Raw genomic sequence first — 16,724 nt, 5'->3', positions numbered from 1 at the left:
TACGTCCGATTTGTCGCCGACACGCGGCGTGAGCTTCACCGCAAGCCGGGCGTACCGGTGTGAAATGAACATCGTGACCAACAGACCAGCGGCGCCGGAGCCGTCGGCGGCCACCACCCGGCGGGCGCGACCCGCCCCGGCGGGCGCGCCCGTCGCGCCGCAGCCCCGGCTCGACCCGGCGGACCCGCCGGTCGAGGTGGAGCCGACCACCGGCGCGCCGGTGGACGCGGTGCCGAGCCGGGTGCCGGTGCGGCAGCCCCGCTGGCAGCGCAGGGCCGCGCAGGCGGGCGGCTGGGCGCCGATCGAGGAGGTGCACTGGGACGGCACGCCGCTGCGCGACGAGCCGCACCCGCTCCCCGCCCGGCCACCGGGCCGGCGGGCGCCGGCCCGCCCGGTCCTCCCGCCGACCCCGCCCGTCGGCCTCGCCGTGCTGCTGGCGTTGAGCCTGCTCGCCGCGTTCTTCGCCTGGGTGAGCGCGGGGCCGTTCTGGCTGGCCGCGGGGCATTCGACAGGCGGCACCGTGATGATCACCGAGTGCGCGGGCGGCGGGCTCACCCAACGTTGCCGGGGGATCTTCCTGGCCGACGGCGACCGGTTCCAGGCCCACGGCGTACGGGTCAGTGGCGTACCGGCCGGGCGGACCGCCACCGGCACCCTGCTGCCGGCCCGGATGACCGGGCCGGACGGGTCGACCGCCTACACGGACACCGGCCCCGGACAGCACCTGCGCTGGCTGCTCGGGCTGGCGCTGGTGGCCGGGTGCGCCGCCGGGATCGCCCGGTGGACCGGCGCGACCCGGCTCGCGGACGAGCGGCAGCGGCGCTGGGCGGTCGGCCTGGGGCTGGCCGGGCCGGCGCTGATCACCGTCGGGTTCCTGGCCGCCGCCTGGTGAGGTGAGGTGTTAAGAGGGGGCCCTTCCTCTACCGCAGGCGTTAAGAAGGGGCCCTTCCTTTCAGCTGTGCACCACCGCGTACACCTCGCGCCGTCGCAGCCCGTACGCGGTGGCGACCTCGGTGATCGCGTCGCGCCGGGACAGCCCGGCCGCCTCGCGCTCGGCCACCGCGGCGCGCAGCGTGTCGTCGTCGGGCCGGACCGCGGGCGTGGCCGGCGCGCCCGCCACGACGAGCGTGATCTCACCCCGGGGATCGCCGTCGGCGGCCCACTCGGCCAGCTCGCCGAGCGGACGGCGGACCACCTCCTCGTACGTCTTGGTCAGCTCGCGGCAGAGCGCGGCGGGCCGGTCGGCGCCGAACGCCTCGGCCAGGTCGGCCAGCGCGCCGGCGATGCGGTGCGGCGCCTCGAAGAACACCAGCGTGCGGTCCTCGGCGGCGAGCGTCCGCAGGCGGGAGCGGCGGGCGCCGGGGGTACGGGGCAGGAAGCCCTCGAAGCAGAACCTGTCGCAGGGCAGCCCGGACAGCGCCAGCGCGGTGGTGACGGCGCTCGGCCCGGGCGCGGCGGTGACCGGCACGCCCGCGTCCAGGGCGGCCCGGACCAGCCGGTATCCGGGGTCGGAGACGCTCGGCATGCCTCCGTCGGTGACCAGCGCGACCGTGTAGCCGGCGACGAGCACCTCGGCCAGCTCCGGGGTGCGCCGCTCCTCGTTGCCCTCGAAGTAGGAGACGATCCGGCCGGGCACCGTCACGTCGAGGTCGCGGGCGAGCCGGGTGAGCCGCCGGGTGTCCTCGGCGGCGACCACGTCGGCGACGGCCAGCACCTCCCGGAACCGGGCGGACGCGTCGGCCGGGTTGCCCAGCGGCGCGCCGAGCAACACCAGCCGTCCGACCTCGGACATTTCCCCCACGGCGCGTGCTCCCTCATCGATGGTCGTACCAATTTCGGAGACGATGGACGCCACCGGGCACCCTCGCAGCCTACGATCGCCGGGTGACGAGTGCGTCGACAGCACAGAGCGCGAACCCGGACCCTTCCACCGCCGAGCGCGGCGACGGCAACGGGGGCGGGCTGCCCGCCGCCGTGCGGCGCCGGCTCGCCACCGTCGACGACCGCATCGGTCGGGGGCAGGCGTGGCTGGCCACAGCCGTGGTGGTGGCGATCGCGGCGATCCTGCGCTTCGTGGGGCTCAGTTTCCCGCCCGGCAAGGTCTTCGACGAGACCTACTACGCCAAGGACGCGTACGGGCTGATCGACCGCGGCGTCGAGTGGAACTACAAGGACAACGGCCCCTCGTACGTGGTGCATCCGCCGCTGGGCAAGTGGATGATCGGGATCGGCGAGTGGGCCTTCGGCTACCAGGACGCGGACAGCGGCGTCTCGGTGCCGGGCCACCTGATCACGACGTCGCCGGAGTTCGGCTGGCGGTTCGGCGCGGCGGTGGCCGGCACACTGTCGGTGCTGCTGCTGGTCCGCATCGGCCGGCGGATGTTCCGGTCCACGGTGCTGGGCTGCGCGGCGGGCCTGCTGCTCGCGCTCGACGGGTTCCACCTGGTGCTGTCCCGCACGGCCATCCTCGACATCTTCCTGCTGCTGTTCGTGCTGGCCGCGTTCGGCGCGCTGGTGCTCGACCGGGACGCCCGGCGACGGCGCTGGACGCGGGCCCTGGAGGCCGGGCTCGACCCGACCCGGCCGGGGCGGGCCGGGCGGCCTCCGTCCGGTTGGCGGAACTGGCCGTGGTGGCGGCTGGCGGCCGGGGTGCTGCTCGGCTGCGCCTGCTCGGTCAAGTGGAGCGCGATCTACTTCGTGCCGGCGTTCGCGCTGCTGGTGCTGTTCTGGGAGGTGGGCGTCCGCCGTTCGGCCGGGGTTCGCCGCCCGTGGCGTGACGCGGTGCTGGACGAGCTGCCCTGGCTGCTCGCGGCCGGCGTGCTGATGGTGGTCACCTACGTCGCGACCTGGTCGGGCTGGCTGCTCAGCGACGAGGGCTACTACCGCCTGGCCGAGCGCTACCCGAACAACCCGGAGCTGAGCGACACCCCGTTCATCGGGGCGCTGAACAACCTGTGGGAATACCACAAGGCCTCGTACGGCTTCCACACCCAGCTCGACGACCCGCACAAGTACCAGTCCTGGCCGTGGCAGTGGCTGCTGCTCGGCCGCCCGGTGGCGTTCCACTGGTCCGGGGACGGCAGTTGTGGCGCGCCGAGCTGCGCGTCGGAGGTGCTGCTGCTGGGCACGCCGCTGCTGTGGTGGTCGTTCCTGCCGGCGATCGCCGCGACCGCCTGGCTCGGCCTGGCCCGGCGGGACTGGCGGGCGGGCGCGATCCTGCTCAGCATCGCCGCCGGCCTGCTGCCGTGGTTCTGGTTCGCGCTCGACGGCCGGACGATGTTCTCCTTCTACGCCGCGCCCGCGGTGCCGTTCCTGGTGCTGGCGGTGGTCTATGTGCTCGGCGCGATCACCACTCCGGCGCCGGTAACCGCGACGACCGCTACGGCCGCGCCACCCGATCCGCAGCAGCTGCGGGATCGGCGGATGGTGGGCGGGATCATCGCGGGCGCCTATGTGTTGCTGGTGGCGCTCTGTTTCGCGTACTTCTACCCGATCTTCGTGGGCCGGGTGCTGCCGTACGCGGAGTGGTCGGCGCGGATGTGGCTGGACGGCCGCTGGATCTAGAGGCGCGGGCGCCGGCACAAAGAAGCGCGCCCCGATCGCCTGCCACGGGGGAAGCGGGCGATTGGGGCGCGCAAGACAGAGCTTAACCACACTCCGGCACGGGCACAACGGGTGCGGGCCGGTCAGATTTGCGACGGGCACGCCACTGCCGAAAGGTTCACCTCCGGCATCTAACAGTGGGTCATCCTGCGGGAACATAACGGGTTCGATCTCCGGCGCCAGGCAGGAGCGGAGGGACGCCGGACCCGGATGATCTTCCAAAGTGGATCTCACTACACTTCGCCCGGTGATCAACAAGAGACGATCGACGATTGTCCTCTTCGGACTGCTGACGGCCGCCGCGCTGATCGGACCGAGCCCCGCCGGGGCCGACGACGAGACCTCCGAGCCCGTCGCCGAGCCACCCAAGGTGGAGCTGGTCCTCGACGTCAGTGGCTCGATGCGGGCCCGGGACATCGACGGGCGCAGCCGGATCTCCGTCGCGCAGCAGGCGTTCAACGAGGTGGTCGACGCCCTGCCGGACGAGACACAGCTCGGCATCCGGGTGCTCGGCGCCACCTACCAGGGCAAGGACAAGAAGCAGGGCTGCCTGGACACCCAGCAGATCGTGCCGGTCGGCCCGGTGGACCGTACCCAGGCCAAGGCCGCCGTCGCCGGGCTGCGACCGACCGGTTTCACACCGGTCGGGCTGGCGCTGCGCTCCGCCGCGCAGGACCTGGGCACCGGCAGCACCGCCCGCCGGATCGTGCTGATCACCGACGGTGAGGACACCTGCGCCCCGCCCGACCCGTGCGAGGTGGCGCGCGAGCTGGCCGCCCAGGGCACCCGGCTCGTCGTGGACACGCTCGGCCTCGCCCCGGACGAGAAGGTACGCAAGCAGTTGCTCTGCATCGCCGGCGCGACCGGCGGCACCTACACGGCGGCGCAGAGCGCCGACGAGCTGACCGGCCGGATCAAGCAGCTCGTCGACCGGGCCCGGGACACGTACACGGCCACCCCGGCGGTGGTCGGCGGCGGCGCGGCGTGCCAGGGCGCGCCGCTGCTCGCTCCCGGCGTCTACAGCGACCGGGAGGCGTTCTCCGAGCACCGTTGGTACCGGGTGCCGGTGCGGCCCGGCCAGGAGCTGCGCGCCTCGGTGAGCGTCGCGCTGGACCGGCCGGTCAACCCGGACTACGGCGTGCTGCTGCGCGCCACCGCGCCGGACGGGCGGGAACTGGTCCGCGGCGTCGACGCCGGAAGCGGGCGCACCGACGTGGTCTCCGCCGGACTGCGCTGGTCGGCCGCCGAGGAGGAGGACGACGACGGCCCGGGCCCGGAGCCGAGTCCCGGCGCGGAGCAGGCCGTGCGAACCGTCTGCCTGGTGGTCAGCAACTCCTTCGCGGCCAAGCCCGGCACGCAGACCCAGCCGGGTATGCCGGTGGAGCTCACGGTCGACGTGGTCGCCGCCTCCCCCGCCCCGGACGGGCCGGACCTCGGCCGCGGCTGGGTGCTGCTGCTCCTGCTCACGCTGGCCGGACTGCTCACCGGGCTGGTCGCCGGACTGCTCACCCGCTGGTGGGTGCACACGTGGAGGGTGAACTGAGCATGCGTACGCTGATCCGCGCCGCGGCGGCGACCACCGCCGTCGGTCTCGCGCTCACCCCGGCGGCGGCCCTGGCCGCGCCCAGTCCGTCACCGGGCGCGACCACTGTGACCAAGGCCGGCACCTCGTTCCTCACCGCCACCACCGTCACCGCCGGGCAGCCGGTGCAGGTGGGCGCGTCGACCGGCGACCACCTGTACTGGTCGTTCCGGGCCGACGCCGGGCAGGTGCACGAGATCACCGCCACCGTCACGTTCCCGAAGCGACGCACCGGCGCGTCCACCTGGACCGTCGACGTCTTCGACGGGCTGCGCCGCCGGCAGGCGTGCACGGCCGGCGCGCAGACGCCGACAGCGGACGCGGCGGCCACGAGCGTGGCGCTCGGCTGCACGCTGCGCCGGGTACGGCCGTGGGCCGAGCCGTGGTCGGGCGACCCGCTGCCCGGCACCTACTACGTCCGGCTCTCCGTCACCGACCTGCCCGAGCCCGACCTCGGCCTGCCGGTCGAGGTGGAGATGCTCGTCGGCGCCACCGACGAGGGCGGCGCGTCCGGCGACGACGGCGAGCTGGCCGCGCCGCTGGTGCCGAACACGAGGGCCGGCACGGTGCTGGCCGCCGAGCCGACCCCCGAGCCGGTGGCCGAGGAGGAGACCGACCTGACCGGCTGGCTCCCCGACGCGGGCTCGCGCTGGGTGTGGACCGGCGTGGGCGGCGTGCTCGCCGCCGTGGCCGGCGTGGTGGGCTTCGCGCTCACCCGGCGGCCCCGCCGCGGCTGAAGGACCACTCCCGGTGGCCGTCGTGAACCCGACACGACGGCCACCGGGAGCTCAGATCGTCCTCGAGCCGCGCGGCACCCAGCCGATGAACCGGTCCTGGAGCGCGGTGACCGGCACGGAGCGCAGATCCTGCGTGGCCGCGGCCAGGCAGGAGCCGAGATAGACGCTCAACGACGCCCGATCCACCTGGTACTCGCTCAGCAGGTGGTGACGTTTCGTGGCGCAGGGCCATTCGTCACCGCACGAGCCGCAGGTCCAGTCGGGGGTCACCGGCACGTGCTCGCCGTCCCGCCTCCCCGGTGCCTCCGCGCCACGCGTCATCCGCCGCTCCTTCCCTGTTCGGAATCGTGGTCGTGATGGGCCGGTTGCCTCCCCGCAACACACCTTCAGCGCCACCGCACGCCCCAGCGTTACGGTACGTTCACCGCGTGCCTCCGTCATCCGTCGCACGTGCGTGATCTGCTGCCGGCCGTGGTCGCCGTGTCGGTGGCCGGCCCGGCCGACTGGTCCGGCGAGCTGCTCCCGGCCGAACGAGCCGCCCTGGGCGAGCGCGCGGTGCTCCACCGCCGCCGCGACTTCACCGCCGGCCGGGTCTGCGCCCGCCGGGCACTCGCCACGCTCGGCCTGACCGGCACGCCGGTGCCGGCCGGCGCGGACCGGGCCCCGGTCTGGCCGCCCGGCGTCGTCGGCGCGATCACCCACACCCGGGACTACTGCGCGGCCGCCGCCGCCCGCGCCGCCGACGTGCGCGCCGTCGGCATCGACGCCGAGCGGCACCGCCCGCTCTCCCCCGGGGTACGGCGGAAGGTGTGCCGCCCCGACGAGGAGGCGGACCTGGCCCGGCTGCCGGCCGGGATGCCCTGGCCGACCGTGTTGTTCAGCGCCAAGGAGACCGTCTACAAGGTCTGGCACCCGCTCGTCGGGACCTGGCTGGGCTTCGCCGACGCGCGCGTCACGCTCGACCCGAAGGCGGGCACGTTCCACGCCGAGATCGAGCCGGCCCGGCTCGCCGCCGCTCCGGTGGCCGATCCGCCGTCGCGCGTGACCGGACGGTTCGCGGTGGACGACGATCTGGTCCGCACCGCCGCCGTCCTGCCACATCGATGACGCCCTGTCGGCCGGGTTGACCCCGGCTTGTACCGTCGTTCCGACTGAAATCCCGAAGGCGCCCCAAGGAGTACGGTGAGCCACCCTCAGCCTCCGTCCGGGTCACCGGACCCGAACCAGCAGCCGCCGGAACCGCCGACGCAGGCGTTCCCCACCGCGCCGATGCCGCCGAGCGACCCCTACGAGCCGCCGCCCGCCCCGGACGCGCCGACGGCCCCGATCTCGGGCGCGCCCTACCCGCCGCCTCCGGGCACGCCGCAGCCGCCGGTGTCGGGAGCGCCGTATCCGCCGGTGTCGGGAGCGCCGTATCCGCCGGCCTCCGGGGCGCCGTACCCGCCGCAGCCGGGGCCGGGTGAGCAGTACCCGCCGCCCGCTCCCACCCAGGCGTTCCCGCCGGCGCCGCCGACCTCGGGCGCGCCGTACCCGCCGCCCGGCAGTGAGTATCAGCCCCCGGGCGCGGCGTATCAGCCCCCGGGCGGTGAGTACCAGCAGCCGGGCGCGGCGTATCAGCCGCCGGGAGGCGAGTACCAGCAGCCGGGCACCGCGTACCCGCCCCCGGGCGGTGAGTACCAGCCGCCGGGCGCGGCGTATCAGCAGCCGGGGGGCTACCCGCCGCCGGGCGGTGGGCAGCCGTACCCGCCCACCGGCGCGCCGTATCAGCCGGGAGCGCCGTTCGGACCGCCGGCCAAGAAGTCGAACAAGAACGTCTGGATCACGATCGGCATCGTCGCGGCGCTCCTGCTGCTGCTCTGCTGCGGTGGCGGCATCTTCGCCGTCTACAGCGGCGTGAACAAGGCCCAGGAGGCGGTTGACTCGCTGCCCACGCCGGGCGTCACCTACGGCGTCCCGGACGAGCAGACCCCGACCGGCGGCCCCACCGGCACGCCGCAGCCGGGCACCACCGACGACAAGACCTTCAACATGCCGGCCGGCGACAAGCTGATCGTCAACGACACCGACGGCACCATCGAGATCACCGTCGGCAACTTCCGGACCCGGAACTCCGCCTGCAACGAGATCATGCCCGGCCCGAAGAAGGGCATGTTCCTGATCGCCGACGTGACCGCCGAGATCACCAAGGGCACCGGTTCGATCAACCCGTTCTACTTCTCCTGGGTGGCCGAGGACGGCACCGAGGAGAACGGCATCGGCGGCGCCTTCTCGGGGTGCGGCAAACTGATGACCTCGGGCAACAACCTGCCCGCCGGCTCCAAGCGCAGCGGTCAGCTCATCTTCGACGTCAAGGACCAGAACGGCGTCGTCGAGTACAAGCACCGCTTCCGTACCGCCGGGTCCTGGAAGCCCTGACCCGCGCCTGACCCCGCACCGGGGCCGGTCCGTCTCGGACCGGCCCCGGTGCCCGTTCGGACAATGCCCGTCGGCCGTTCGGGCCTTTCCATGTGCGCGTGGGCGCTCCCGGTGGCCAGGCTCGGAGCATGGCGAACGAGACGACCATCCCGCTGCTGCCCTGCCGCTCACTTGACGACGTGGCGCCCTTCTACCAGGCGCTCGGCTTCGAGGTGACGCACCGGCAGGAGCGCCCCAACCCGTACCTGGCCCTGCGCCGGGAGGACCTCAACCTGCACTTCTTCGGGATGCCCGGGTTCGACCCCGCCGACTCGTACGGCTCCTGCCTGGTGGTGGTCGACGACCTGACCGTCCTGCACCGCGCCTTCGCCGACGGCATGCGCGCCACGTACGGCAAGGTGCTGGTCGCCGGTGTACCCCGGATGACCCGGCCCCGGCCCCGCCGCAACCAGGACGGGCATTCCGGGTTCAGCATCGTCGACCCGGGCGGCAACTGGATCCGGTTCGTGGCCCGGGCCTCGACGCCGGACGCCGACGACGACCGGGGCGGGCTCGCCCGCACGCTGCGCAACGCCGTGGTGCAGGGCGACTCGCGCGGCGACGCCGGTCAGGCCGCGCGCATCCTCGACGGCGCGCTGGCCCGGCCCGACGCGGCCGACGACCCCGCCGTCCTGGTGGAGGCGCTGGTCTACCGGGCCGAGATGGCGCTGCAACTCGGGGAGCCGGAGGCCGCCCGGGAACGGGTACGGCAGGCCCGGTCGGTCCCACTGGACGACGAGTCGCGCGTCCGGCTGGGCGACACGCTGCGGCACGCCGAGGACATGATCCCGGCCCTGCCGACCGCATGACCGCCGGCCGGATGCGGGCTGACGCCGATCCGGTGGCGGCGGTTTGCCGTGCGGGTCAGCGGGGACGCGACGTGACAGGCGGCGAGGGCCGCCACGCGACGATCCGGGGAGGCGGCATGAGCGTCGAACGGGCGAACAACGACCTGGAGAACCTGGCCGGTCCGGCCCGGGCCCGTCTGGGTGACCTGAACCAGGACGAACACGCCGAGGCCGACCGGGTGCGGGAACTGGACGAGGTCCGCGGCAAGCGCCCCGGCGAGCACATCCAGGAGGACGCCCGCGACGCCGACGACAACTTCACCGCCTAGCTCCCCGTACCGCAGATCTTGGAAGCAAACGGCTGCCATAGGGGCCGAAATCTTCCAAGATCTCTCGGCGTCCGGTCATCCACGATGATCGGCTTGTGTGTCTCGACGGATCGGCGGCACGGGTCGCCGAGCGTCGATGCGAAACGCGCCAGTTGACCAATCGCAATCATTGATGACGCAAGCAGACTGAGTTGCGTGACCAAGCCATCACCGCAGAGATCATGGCCGATACCGAATCAGTCCTGGTGGCGCCGGCTTTCCGGCGGCACGAAAGCCGTGCTCGTGTCCGGCGGCGTGCTGGTGCTGTGCTGCTGCGGCGGCGGGATCGCCGCCGTCGGCGGCGCGACGGACGAGAAGCCCGCGTCGATCAGCGCCGCCTCGACCGCGACCGCGCGCAGCGCCGATCCGCCCCCTGCCGCCCACTCGTCCGGCTCGCCCTCGAACGTCGCCGCACCGACCGACTCGCCGTCCGCTCCGCCGACGACGCGGGCCGCCGAGCCGTCGCCGCAGACCGCGACCGCGCGTCCGGCGCCCCGGCCGAAGCCGAAGCGGACCACGCCCAAGCCGACACCGAAGCGGACCACGAGCGCGCCCCGGACCACCAAGCCGTCCACCGGCACCGTCCAGGGCGCCGTCCACCCTGGCGCTTTCTGCTCGCCGGTCGGCGCGACCGGCCGTACCGCCAAGGGCACGCTGATGCGGTGCACGCGCAAGGCCGGCGAGGACCGGGCCCGGTGGCGCGCCGCGTGATCCGCATCGGCGGGCGGTGTCGGGGGTGGTTCCTATCCTGTGGCGATGGTTCTCACTGACGTCACCGGGTCCTGGGCCGGCACCAGCGGTTTCCGTCTGATGCCCGCCGATCCGCTCGCCGAGTCGCCGGCCACCGCCATTGTCGCGACCGCCGCCGGTGGCCACCTGACCACCGTGTCGTACTCGTGGGCCCATCCGGACGACGGGCCGCAGGACGGTCTGCTGGTGCTCGCCGCCGGCGAGGAGCCGGGCTCGCTCGTCGCCTGGTGGGGCGACTCGTGGCACCAGCAGCCGACGCCGATGACGCTGACCGGCACGGCGGGCGGCGCGGCGGCGGTCGAGCTGAGCGCCGGGTACGGCGGCGGATGGGAGTGGCGGATCACGGTGGACACCGCCGACCCGGCCACCCTGCGGCTGCGGATGGAGAACGTGGTTCCCGCCGACCAGGCGGGGGCCGACATGCCGGCCGGCCCCTACCCGGTCATGGTCACCGACGTGCGCCGCGCCTGAGTCCGGTCAGGCGGCGCCGTCGAGGATCTCCCGCAGCCGGCGCGCGAACGCCTCCGGCTGCCCGGCGTGGCCCATCTCCTCACCCAGGAATCCGCCGTGGTGGCTGGGAAAGACCGCGGCCTTGCCGCCGAGCAGCTCGGCCGCGGCCACCGACGTGCGTCCGGTGAAGGTGTCCGCCGACTCCTCGCCCACCGCGACGACGACCCGGGTACGCGCCGCGCGCAGCGCGTCCACGTCCGGCCGGAAGCGGGTGACCGCCGCGGCGCGGTCGGAGAGCAGCGGGTCGTCCCGGCTGCCGTCGTCCTCGGTCGGCATGCCGAACGCGGCGGGGTCGGGCAGCGGCTGGGCGAAGTACTCGTCGGTGAACTCGCCCCGCCACGACGTCATGGCGATGAACGCCGCCATACCCGCGCCCCAGCCGCTCTTCTGGTACGCCTCCTGGCAGGCGGCCATGGCTCGCCGGGCGGCGTCGGCGTCGGGAAGCACCTGGACCAGCGGCGGCTCGTGCGCCACGAGCGTGGCCACCGCGTCCGGGTACGCGGCCACCAGGGCGAGCGCGGTCACCGCGCCGCCGCTGCTGGCGAACATGTCCACCGGTCCCGTGCCGAGGGCGTCGATGATGTCGCGTACGTCCCGGGCCTGGACCTCGGGCACGTCGTCGCCGCGGCCGTCCTTGCGGACGCTGCGCCCGAGCCCGCGCGGGTCGTACGTGACGACGGTCCGGTCCGGGAAGTACGAGGCCAGCGTGGCGAAGCCGTCGGCGCACATGGGCTGGCCGATCATGAACAGCGGGCGGTGTCCGGCGTCGGCGGCGCTCGGCGTGCGAATGTCGTAGACGAGGTCGACCTCGGGCGTCTGCAGAGTAAGCGTGTTCATGCCTCTGTCGACCGTCGCCGGCCCGGGAACTCATCGGTCCGGCGGGGAACTCCGCCGGGACCGGCTCGCGGCGGTGTCGACGCCCACCGCCGCGAGCCGTGCCGTCGCCGTCAGCTCACCGTGCCGGTGACGGTGCTGCCGGACTTCGTCACGTAGTAGGTCAGCTTCGTGCCGCTCCAGAAGTGGAACGTCAGGGTGACCCGCTGACCGTCGTTGACCTCGGCGAAGAACTCCGGCTTCAGCGCGATCGTGTTGCCGGTGTAGTTCGGCGCGAACGTCACGTCGAACTCCTTGTACGAGGTCCAGTTGTGCGGGCCGGCGTTGCTGCCGTCCGCGTACTTGGCCTCCATGGTGGCGAGCTGGTCGCCGCGGAACTGCGCCGGGAGCGTGAACGCGGCGGTGGTGCCGGTCGCGTTGGAGAGCACCGGCGGGTCGTACGTGATGATGCTGATCCGCCACGGCACGCCCGCGGAGAAGCGTGCCTGGAGGTTGGCGTTCACGCCGTACGCGCGGGAGCCGACCAGCCGGGTGAGCGCCGACGCGGTGAGCGTCAGCGTGCTGCCGGAGACCGTGTAGTCGGTGCCGTTGACCAGGTCGGTGGTGCCCTGGCGCAGCCCCTGGAACGTGGTGCCGTTCAGGTTGAGCGTCAGGCTCTTGGCGGTGATCGTGCCGGTGCGCGGCACGTACACCTGGTCGCTGGACGCGGTGCCGGAGCGGGTGGTCCAGCTCGACTTGATCTGCGCGAACAGCTCGGGGTCCTTCCACACGAACGACGTGCGGTCGAAGTGCTGGCCGTTGTCCCAGAGCTGGGTGGTCAGCTTGCGGCTGCGCGCGTAGTGGCCGAGGAACTCGAAGAACTTCAGCTTCTCGCCCTGCTCGATGGTGCCGGTGTGCCGGTCGAAGCCGAGCAGCCCGTACTCGCCGATGATCACCGGGATGTTGCGGGTGACGAAGGCGTTGTAGACGCGGTCGAACTGGTCGGTCAGGTCCTGCTGGACCGTCGCGTCGAACTTGGTGCCGCCGGCGACGTTCACGCTGAACGGCCAGTACCCGTAGAAGTGCACGGTGGCGATCAGGTTCGGGTCGTTGAGCGTGTTGAACGTGCTGACCAGCTCGTCCACCCGGGCCTGCTCGGCGGAGGTGTGCAGGGTCGGCAGGACGAGCAACCGGGTGGCGTTGTTCCCGCCGGACTGGCGGACGATGCGGTGGAACGACGTGTTCAGCTCGTTGAGCAGCGTGGCGTTCTGCGCGTCGCCGGAGCTGCCGGTGAACTGCGGCTCGTTGACGCTCTCGAAGGTCAGCTTCGGCGAGGAGTCCTTGAACGCGGCGGCGATCTGGGTCCAGAGCGCGTTGTAGCGGTTCAGCACGTTTGTGCGGTCGGTGGGCATCGTGTTGATCCACTGCCACGAGTCGTGGTGGATGTTGAGCACCACGTAGAAGCCGTCGGCGAGCGCCCAGCCGACCACCTCGCGTACGCGGTTGAGCCAGGCGGAGTCGATCGTGTAGTTCGGCGCGGCGCCGTGGTGGTTGCTCCAGGTCACCGGGATGCGGATGCTGTTGAAGCCCTGCGCCCGGACGTTGTCCAGCAACGCCTCGGTGACCCGCGGGTTGCCCCAGGCGGTCTCGTCCGCGCCGACCGCGTCGAAGGAGTTGCCGAGGTTCCAGCCGGGCTGCATGGCGGCGACGGCGGCCATGGCGTTGCCGGCCGGCGGCGGGGTGGTGGGCGGCGGCGTGGTCGGGGGCGGCGTCGTGGTCGGCGGTGGCGTCGTGGTCGGCGGCGGGGTGGTTCCGCCGACGCCGCCGGTGCAGGCCACGCCGTTGAGCGTGAACGCGGTGGGCGCGGTGTTCGCGCCGGTCCAGGAGCCGTTGAAGCCGAACGAGACGGTGCCGTTCGTGGCGATCGCGCCGTTGTAACCGACGTTCGTGGCGGTGACGTCGGCGCCGGAGGAGGTGACCGTGGCGCTCCACGCCTGGGTGACCCGCTGGCCGGACGGGAACGTCCAGCGCAGGTTCCAGCCGTTGACCGGGTCACCCAGGTTCGTCACGTCGACGTTCGCGGTGAAGCCGCCGGGCCACTGGCTGGCGGTCGTGTAGGTGACGCGGCAGCCGGCCGCCGCCTGGGCGTTCGTCGCCAGCAGTGCGGTGCCGGCCACGAGTGTGGCGGCGGTCGCCGCGACCAGGCCGACCCGCAATCGGGCGGTACGGAAAGAGCGGAACATGGTGGTTCCTTCGTGGTGGGGTGGGCGCGTGGACGGGGAGGGCGGGGCGCGCACCCGCCCAGCGCGAGAATAAGTTTGGATTCCAAACATTGTCAATCGGCGCATGTGGATGCGTAACCGTTCCGGCGTCCCGGCCTCACCCCACCGACCGGGCCGGTTCGACGACCGGCCACACCGGACCCGCCAGCCGGTCCGAAACCCGCCGGACACGCCTCGTGGGAACAATTTCGGCCGGGAATCCTCGCTACGCTCTCGCCCGCCAACACCGCTCTGACCTCAAGGGGACATCGTGCGCAGAAGGCTTCTCGGCATCGCGTCGGCGATCACCATCGCCCTCGCCGGCACGTTCGCCGCCGCCGCTCCGGCCCAGGCCGCCACGCCGCCTTTCATGATCACCAAGGTGTACTACGACTCCCCCGGCAAGGACACCCGCTCGAACGCGAGCCTGAACGCCGAGTACGTCCAGCTGACCAACAAGCGCAAGACGGTCCAGAACCTCAAGGGCTACTACGTGCGCGACAAGGCCGGCCACGTCTACTCGTTCACCGGCGACTTCAAGGTGGCCGCCGGGAACAGCATCGTCATCCACACCGGCAAGGGCACCAACAAGGGCACCCACCGCTACTGGGGCCGCGCCGCGTACGTCTGGAACAACGACGGCGACACCGCCTACCTGCGCAACCCCTCCGGCAGCCTGGTCGACAGCTGCAGCTGGGGCAAGGGCGGACGCGGCTACACCAGCTGCTGACCACCCGCGAAACGGCCGGCCCACCCGATCCGGGGGGCCGGCCGTCTCCGTCCGTCACGCCGCGAGCGATCGCACGGTGAGGTGGTCCGACAGCGCGCGCAGGAAGTCCGGCGCGTCGAAGATCCGGCCGGCCGAGGCGACACCCTTGGCCCGGGCACGCCCGGTGAGCAAACGGTGCACCGCCTCGACCGCGAGCGGCGCGCTGATCGCATAGATGTCCCGCCCGTGCGCGACCACCCGCCGCCGGACGTCACCGGCACGCACGACCACGTCGACGGCGAACGTCTGCGCGGACCGGCCCCGCTCGTCCACAGCGGCCGGAGCGTCCCCCGCCGCCAGGTCGCGGGCCGCGTCGGCGGTCATGTACGTGCACACCTCCGGGATGTCCAGGTGGCTCGGCACGGTCACCACGTCGGCCATGGTGAACTCGCCCAGCACCGGCCGGACACCCAGCGGCGCCGGGAACTCCCAGTCCCGCCGGGGCAGGTCGCCGTCGGCGTACACCAGGCGCCCGCCGGTGAAGCGGACCCGCCGGCCGTCGCGGCGCTCGCGCGAGACGACGCCGGAGGCGACCGTCCCGGCCGTCGGGTGCCAGCTGCTCAGCCCGTACGCGACGTGCGCCTCGTCGGCCGCCGTCCAGTCCCCCGTCGCGGCGGTGACCAGCAGGTCGCCGAGTCCGCCGAAGAACGCCATGGCGGGCACCACGGCGACTCCCGCGGCCTCGGCACGCTCCGCGTAGTGGGCGAACGTGTCCCGGTTCGCCTCGATCTCGGCCGCCACGTCGACGTAGGGGACTCCGGCCCGCAACGCGGCCTCGATCAACGGGCCGGCGGTCGAGGCGAACGGCCCGGCGCAGTTGACCACAGCCGCCGCCCCGGCCAGCGCCCGGTCCAGCGAGCCCGGGTCGTCGACCGACGCCACCCGCTGCGCCACCGCCGGGAATGCGGCCGCGAGCCTCCCGGCGTCGCGTCCCACCGGCAGCGGCTCGTAGCCCCGCTCGCGCAGCTCCGCCACCACGAACCGTCCGGTGTGCCCGTACGCCCCGAACACCGCCACCTGCATGACGTTCCCCCTCGAAGATCGATTGGATTGATCCTCGCCGGGATCCGACGACCGGGACAGTGGCGCAAACGCCAATGCCCGTACAGTTTCGGACATGACCCTGATCGCGCTCGCCGCCACCGACGGGATGCTGCACTTCGAGCTGGCGGCGGCCTGCGAGATCTTCGTGCGCGACCCGACCGGCCTGGCCGACCCCTGGTACGACCTGGTGGTCTGCGGTCCCGGCCCGGTCGGCGTCGGCCGGTTCGCGGTCACGCCCGACCACGGGCTGGACCACCTCGCCCGCGCCCACACGGTGATCGTCCCGGCGATCGAGGACACCGACGCCGAGCCGCCGTCCGACCTGGTCGACGCGGTCCGCGCCGCGCACGAGGCAGGCGCCCGGATGGTCTCGTTCTGCACCGGCGCGTTCGTGCTCGCCGCCGCCGGCATCCTCGACGGGCTGCGCGCCACCACCCACTGGGCGCACACCGAGGCGCTCGCTGCCCGCTACCCGCGCGTCCAGGTCGACCCGGACGTGCTCTACGTGGACAACGGCGACGTGCTCGCCTCCGCCGGCAAGGCCGCCGCCATCGACCTGTGCCTGCACCTGATCCGCCGCGACCACGGCTCCACAGTCGCCAACGCCGTCGCCCGCCGCCTGGTGGTGCCGCCGCACCGCGCGGGCGGCCAGGCCCAGTACGTCACCACCCCGGTCCCGGCCCGCGAGGACCACCCGCTCGCCGCACTGCTCCCCTGGGCGCTGGCGCGGCTGGACCGCCCGCTGACGGTCACCGACCTCGCCCGCCAGGCCACCATGAGCACCCGCAACCTGGTCCGGCACTTCACCGCCGCGACCGGCGCCACCCCGTCGCAGTGGCTGGCCACGCAGCGCATCCGACGGGCGCAGGAGCTGCTGGAGAACACCGACGACAGCATCGACGCCGTCGCCGAGGCATCAGGCATGGGTACGGCGACGACGCTGCGCCGGCACTTCCACCGCACAGTTGGCGTGCCGCCGGACACCTACCGCCGGACGTTCCGCCGAGGCTGACCGGCACAACGGCTATGGTCGGTTCGTGCCGCC

The 16,724-nt window shown here is 73.2% G+C and carries 17 protein-coding genes; 11 read left to right on the top strand and 6 right to left on the bottom strand.

The window, feature by feature from the left end; all coding sequences use genetic code 11:
• The first annotated feature begins 64 nt into the window (after positions 1 to 64).
• Positions 65 to 892: a hypothetical protein gene (locus PVK74_RS24945; protein ID WP_223201245.1), complete on the top strand. Its 828-nt coding sequence runs from the start codon at positions 65 to 67 to the stop codon at positions 890 to 892.
• Positions 893 to 952: 60 nt separating this feature from the next.
• Here the strand turns inward: PVK74_RS24945 and rsmI are convergent, their stop codons facing one another.
• The gene (gene rsmI, locus PVK74_RS24940; protein WP_420800507.1) at positions 953 to 1,792 is read right to left on the bottom strand and encodes a 16S rRNA (cytidine(1402)-2'-O)-methyltransferase; all 840 of its coding nucleotides are present in this window, start codon (positions 1,790 to 1,792) and stop codon (positions 953 to 955) included.
• 92 nt (positions 1,793 to 1,884) lie between these two features.
• Between rsmI and PVK74_RS24935 the strand changes: the two genes are divergently transcribed.
• The 3 genes from PVK74_RS24935 (at position 1,885) to PVK74_RS24925 (ending at position 5,922) form a co-directional block, all read left to right on the top strand.
• On the top strand, positions 1,885 to 3,564 hold the full coding sequence (locus PVK74_RS24935; RefSeq protein WP_064447606.1) for a dolichyl-phosphate-mannose--protein mannosyltransferase: 1,680 nt from the start codon (positions 1,885 to 1,887) through the stop codon (positions 3,562 to 3,564).
• A gap of 286 nt (positions 3,565 to 3,850) precedes the next feature.
• A complete protein-coding gene (locus tag PVK74_RS24930; RefSeq protein WP_274477363.1) occupies positions 3,851 to 5,146 on the top strand; it encodes a VWA domain-containing protein in 1,296 nt (431 codons plus the stop codon).
• Between the two features lie 2 nt (positions 5,147 to 5,148).
• The gene (locus PVK74_RS24925) at positions 5,149 to 5,922 is read left to right on the top strand and encodes a hypothetical protein (RefSeq protein WP_043326828.1); all 774 of its coding nucleotides are present in this window, start codon (positions 5,149 to 5,151) and stop codon (positions 5,920 to 5,922) included.
• A gap of 51 nt (positions 5,923 to 5,973) precedes the next feature.
• Here PVK74_RS24925 and PVK74_RS24920 read toward each other — a convergent pair whose 3' ends face one another.
• Positions 5,974 to 6,243 carry a hypothetical protein gene (locus tag PVK74_RS24920; RefSeq protein WP_043326829.1) on the bottom strand — a complete coding sequence of 90 codons (270 nt, stop codon included), beginning with the start codon at positions 6,241 to 6,243 and terminating at the stop codon, positions 5,974 to 5,976.
• A gap of 129 nt (positions 6,244 to 6,372) precedes the next feature.
• Here PVK74_RS24920 and PVK74_RS24915 point away from each other — a divergent pair, with 129 nt between their 5' ends.
• The 4 genes from PVK74_RS24915 to PVK74_RS24900 all read left to right on the top strand — a co-directional run bounded on the left by PVK74_RS24915 (position 6,373) and on the right by PVK74_RS24900 (position 9,493).
• Positions 6,373 to 7,029 (top strand): 4'-phosphopantetheinyl transferase family protein, encoded by a 657-nt coding sequence (locus PVK74_RS24915; RefSeq protein ID WP_274477362.1) that lies wholly within the window; start codon positions 6,373 to 6,375, stop codon positions 7,027 to 7,029.
• Positions 7,030 to 7,104: 75 nt separating this feature from the next.
• Positions 7,105 to 8,337, top strand: coding sequence for a DUF4352 domain-containing protein (locus tag PVK74_RS24910; protein WP_274477360.1), 1,233 nt, complete (start codon positions 7,105 to 7,107; stop codon positions 8,335 to 8,337).
• 128 nt (positions 8,338 to 8,465) lie between these two features.
• Entirely contained in the window at positions 8,466 to 9,185 is a 720-nt protein-coding gene (locus PVK74_RS24905; protein WP_187694534.1) for a VOC family protein, read from the top strand.
• 116 nt (positions 9,186 to 9,301) lie between these two features.
• Positions 9,302 to 9,493, top strand: a complete 192-nt coding sequence (locus PVK74_RS24900) for a general stress protein CsbD (protein ID WP_187694533.1) — start codon at positions 9,302 to 9,304, stop codon at positions 9,491 to 9,493.
• Between the two features lie 236 nt (positions 9,494 to 9,729).
• On the opposite strand, the gene PVK74_RS24895 is transcribed toward PVK74_RS24900, so the two are convergent.
• The gene (locus tag PVK74_RS24895) at positions 9,730 to 10,107 is read right to left on the bottom strand and encodes a hypothetical protein (RefSeq protein ID WP_166455821.1); all 378 of its coding nucleotides are present in this window, start codon (positions 10,105 to 10,107) and stop codon (positions 9,730 to 9,732) included.
• A 181-nt stretch (positions 10,108 to 10,288) separates the two neighbouring features.
• Between PVK74_RS24895 and PVK74_RS24890 the strand changes: the two genes are divergently transcribed.
• Positions 10,289 to 10,753, top strand: a complete 465-nt coding sequence (locus PVK74_RS24890; RefSeq protein ID WP_187694532.1) for a hypothetical protein — start codon at positions 10,289 to 10,291, stop codon at positions 10,751 to 10,753.
• A 6-nt stretch (positions 10,754 to 10,759) separates the two neighbouring features.
• Here the strand turns inward: PVK74_RS24890 and PVK74_RS24885 are convergent, their stop codons facing one another.
• Both PVK74_RS24885 and PVK74_RS24880 read right to left on the bottom strand, forming a co-directional pair.
• Positions 10,760 to 11,629: an alpha/beta fold hydrolase gene (locus tag PVK74_RS24885; RefSeq protein ID WP_187694531.1), complete on the bottom strand. Its 870-nt coding sequence runs from the start codon at positions 11,627 to 11,629 to the stop codon at positions 10,760 to 10,762.
• Between the two features lie 110 nt (positions 11,630 to 11,739).
• Positions 11,740 to 13,848 carry a cellulase family glycosylhydrolase gene (locus tag PVK74_RS24880; RefSeq protein ID WP_274477359.1) on the bottom strand — a complete coding sequence of 703 codons (2,109 nt, stop codon included), beginning with the start codon at positions 13,846 to 13,848 and terminating at the stop codon, positions 11,740 to 11,742.
• Positions 13,849 to 14,137: 289 nt separating this feature from the next.
• Here PVK74_RS24880 and PVK74_RS24875 point away from each other — a divergent pair, with 289 nt between their 5' ends.
• Positions 14,138 to 14,596: a lamin tail domain-containing protein gene (locus tag PVK74_RS24875; protein WP_051611237.1), complete on the top strand. Its 459-nt coding sequence runs from the start codon at positions 14,138 to 14,140 to the stop codon at positions 14,594 to 14,596.
• 54 nt (positions 14,597 to 14,650) lie between these two features.
• Here the strand turns inward: PVK74_RS24875 and PVK74_RS24870 are convergent, their stop codons facing one another.
• Positions 14,651 to 15,658 carry a saccharopine dehydrogenase NADP-binding domain-containing protein gene (locus PVK74_RS24870; RefSeq protein ID WP_274477358.1) on the bottom strand — a complete coding sequence of 336 codons (1,008 nt, stop codon included), beginning with the start codon at positions 15,656 to 15,658 and terminating at the stop codon, positions 14,651 to 14,653.
• Positions 15,659 to 15,752: 94 nt separating this feature from the next.
• Between PVK74_RS24870 and PVK74_RS24865 the strand changes: the two genes are divergently transcribed.
• A complete protein-coding gene (locus PVK74_RS24865; protein WP_274477357.1) occupies positions 15,753 to 16,691 on the top strand; it encodes a helix-turn-helix domain-containing protein in 939 nt (312 codons plus the stop codon).
• Positions 16,692 to 16,724 lie beyond the last annotated feature (33 nt).

This window comes from Micromonospora chalcea (assembly GCF_028768405.1).
GTDB lineage: Bacteria > Actinomycetota > Actinomycetes > Mycobacteriales > Micromonosporaceae > Micromonospora > Micromonospora chalcea.
The sequence above is the reverse complement of the archived record's forward strand: the minus strand, read 5'-3'. Positions and strand labels throughout refer to the sequence as shown.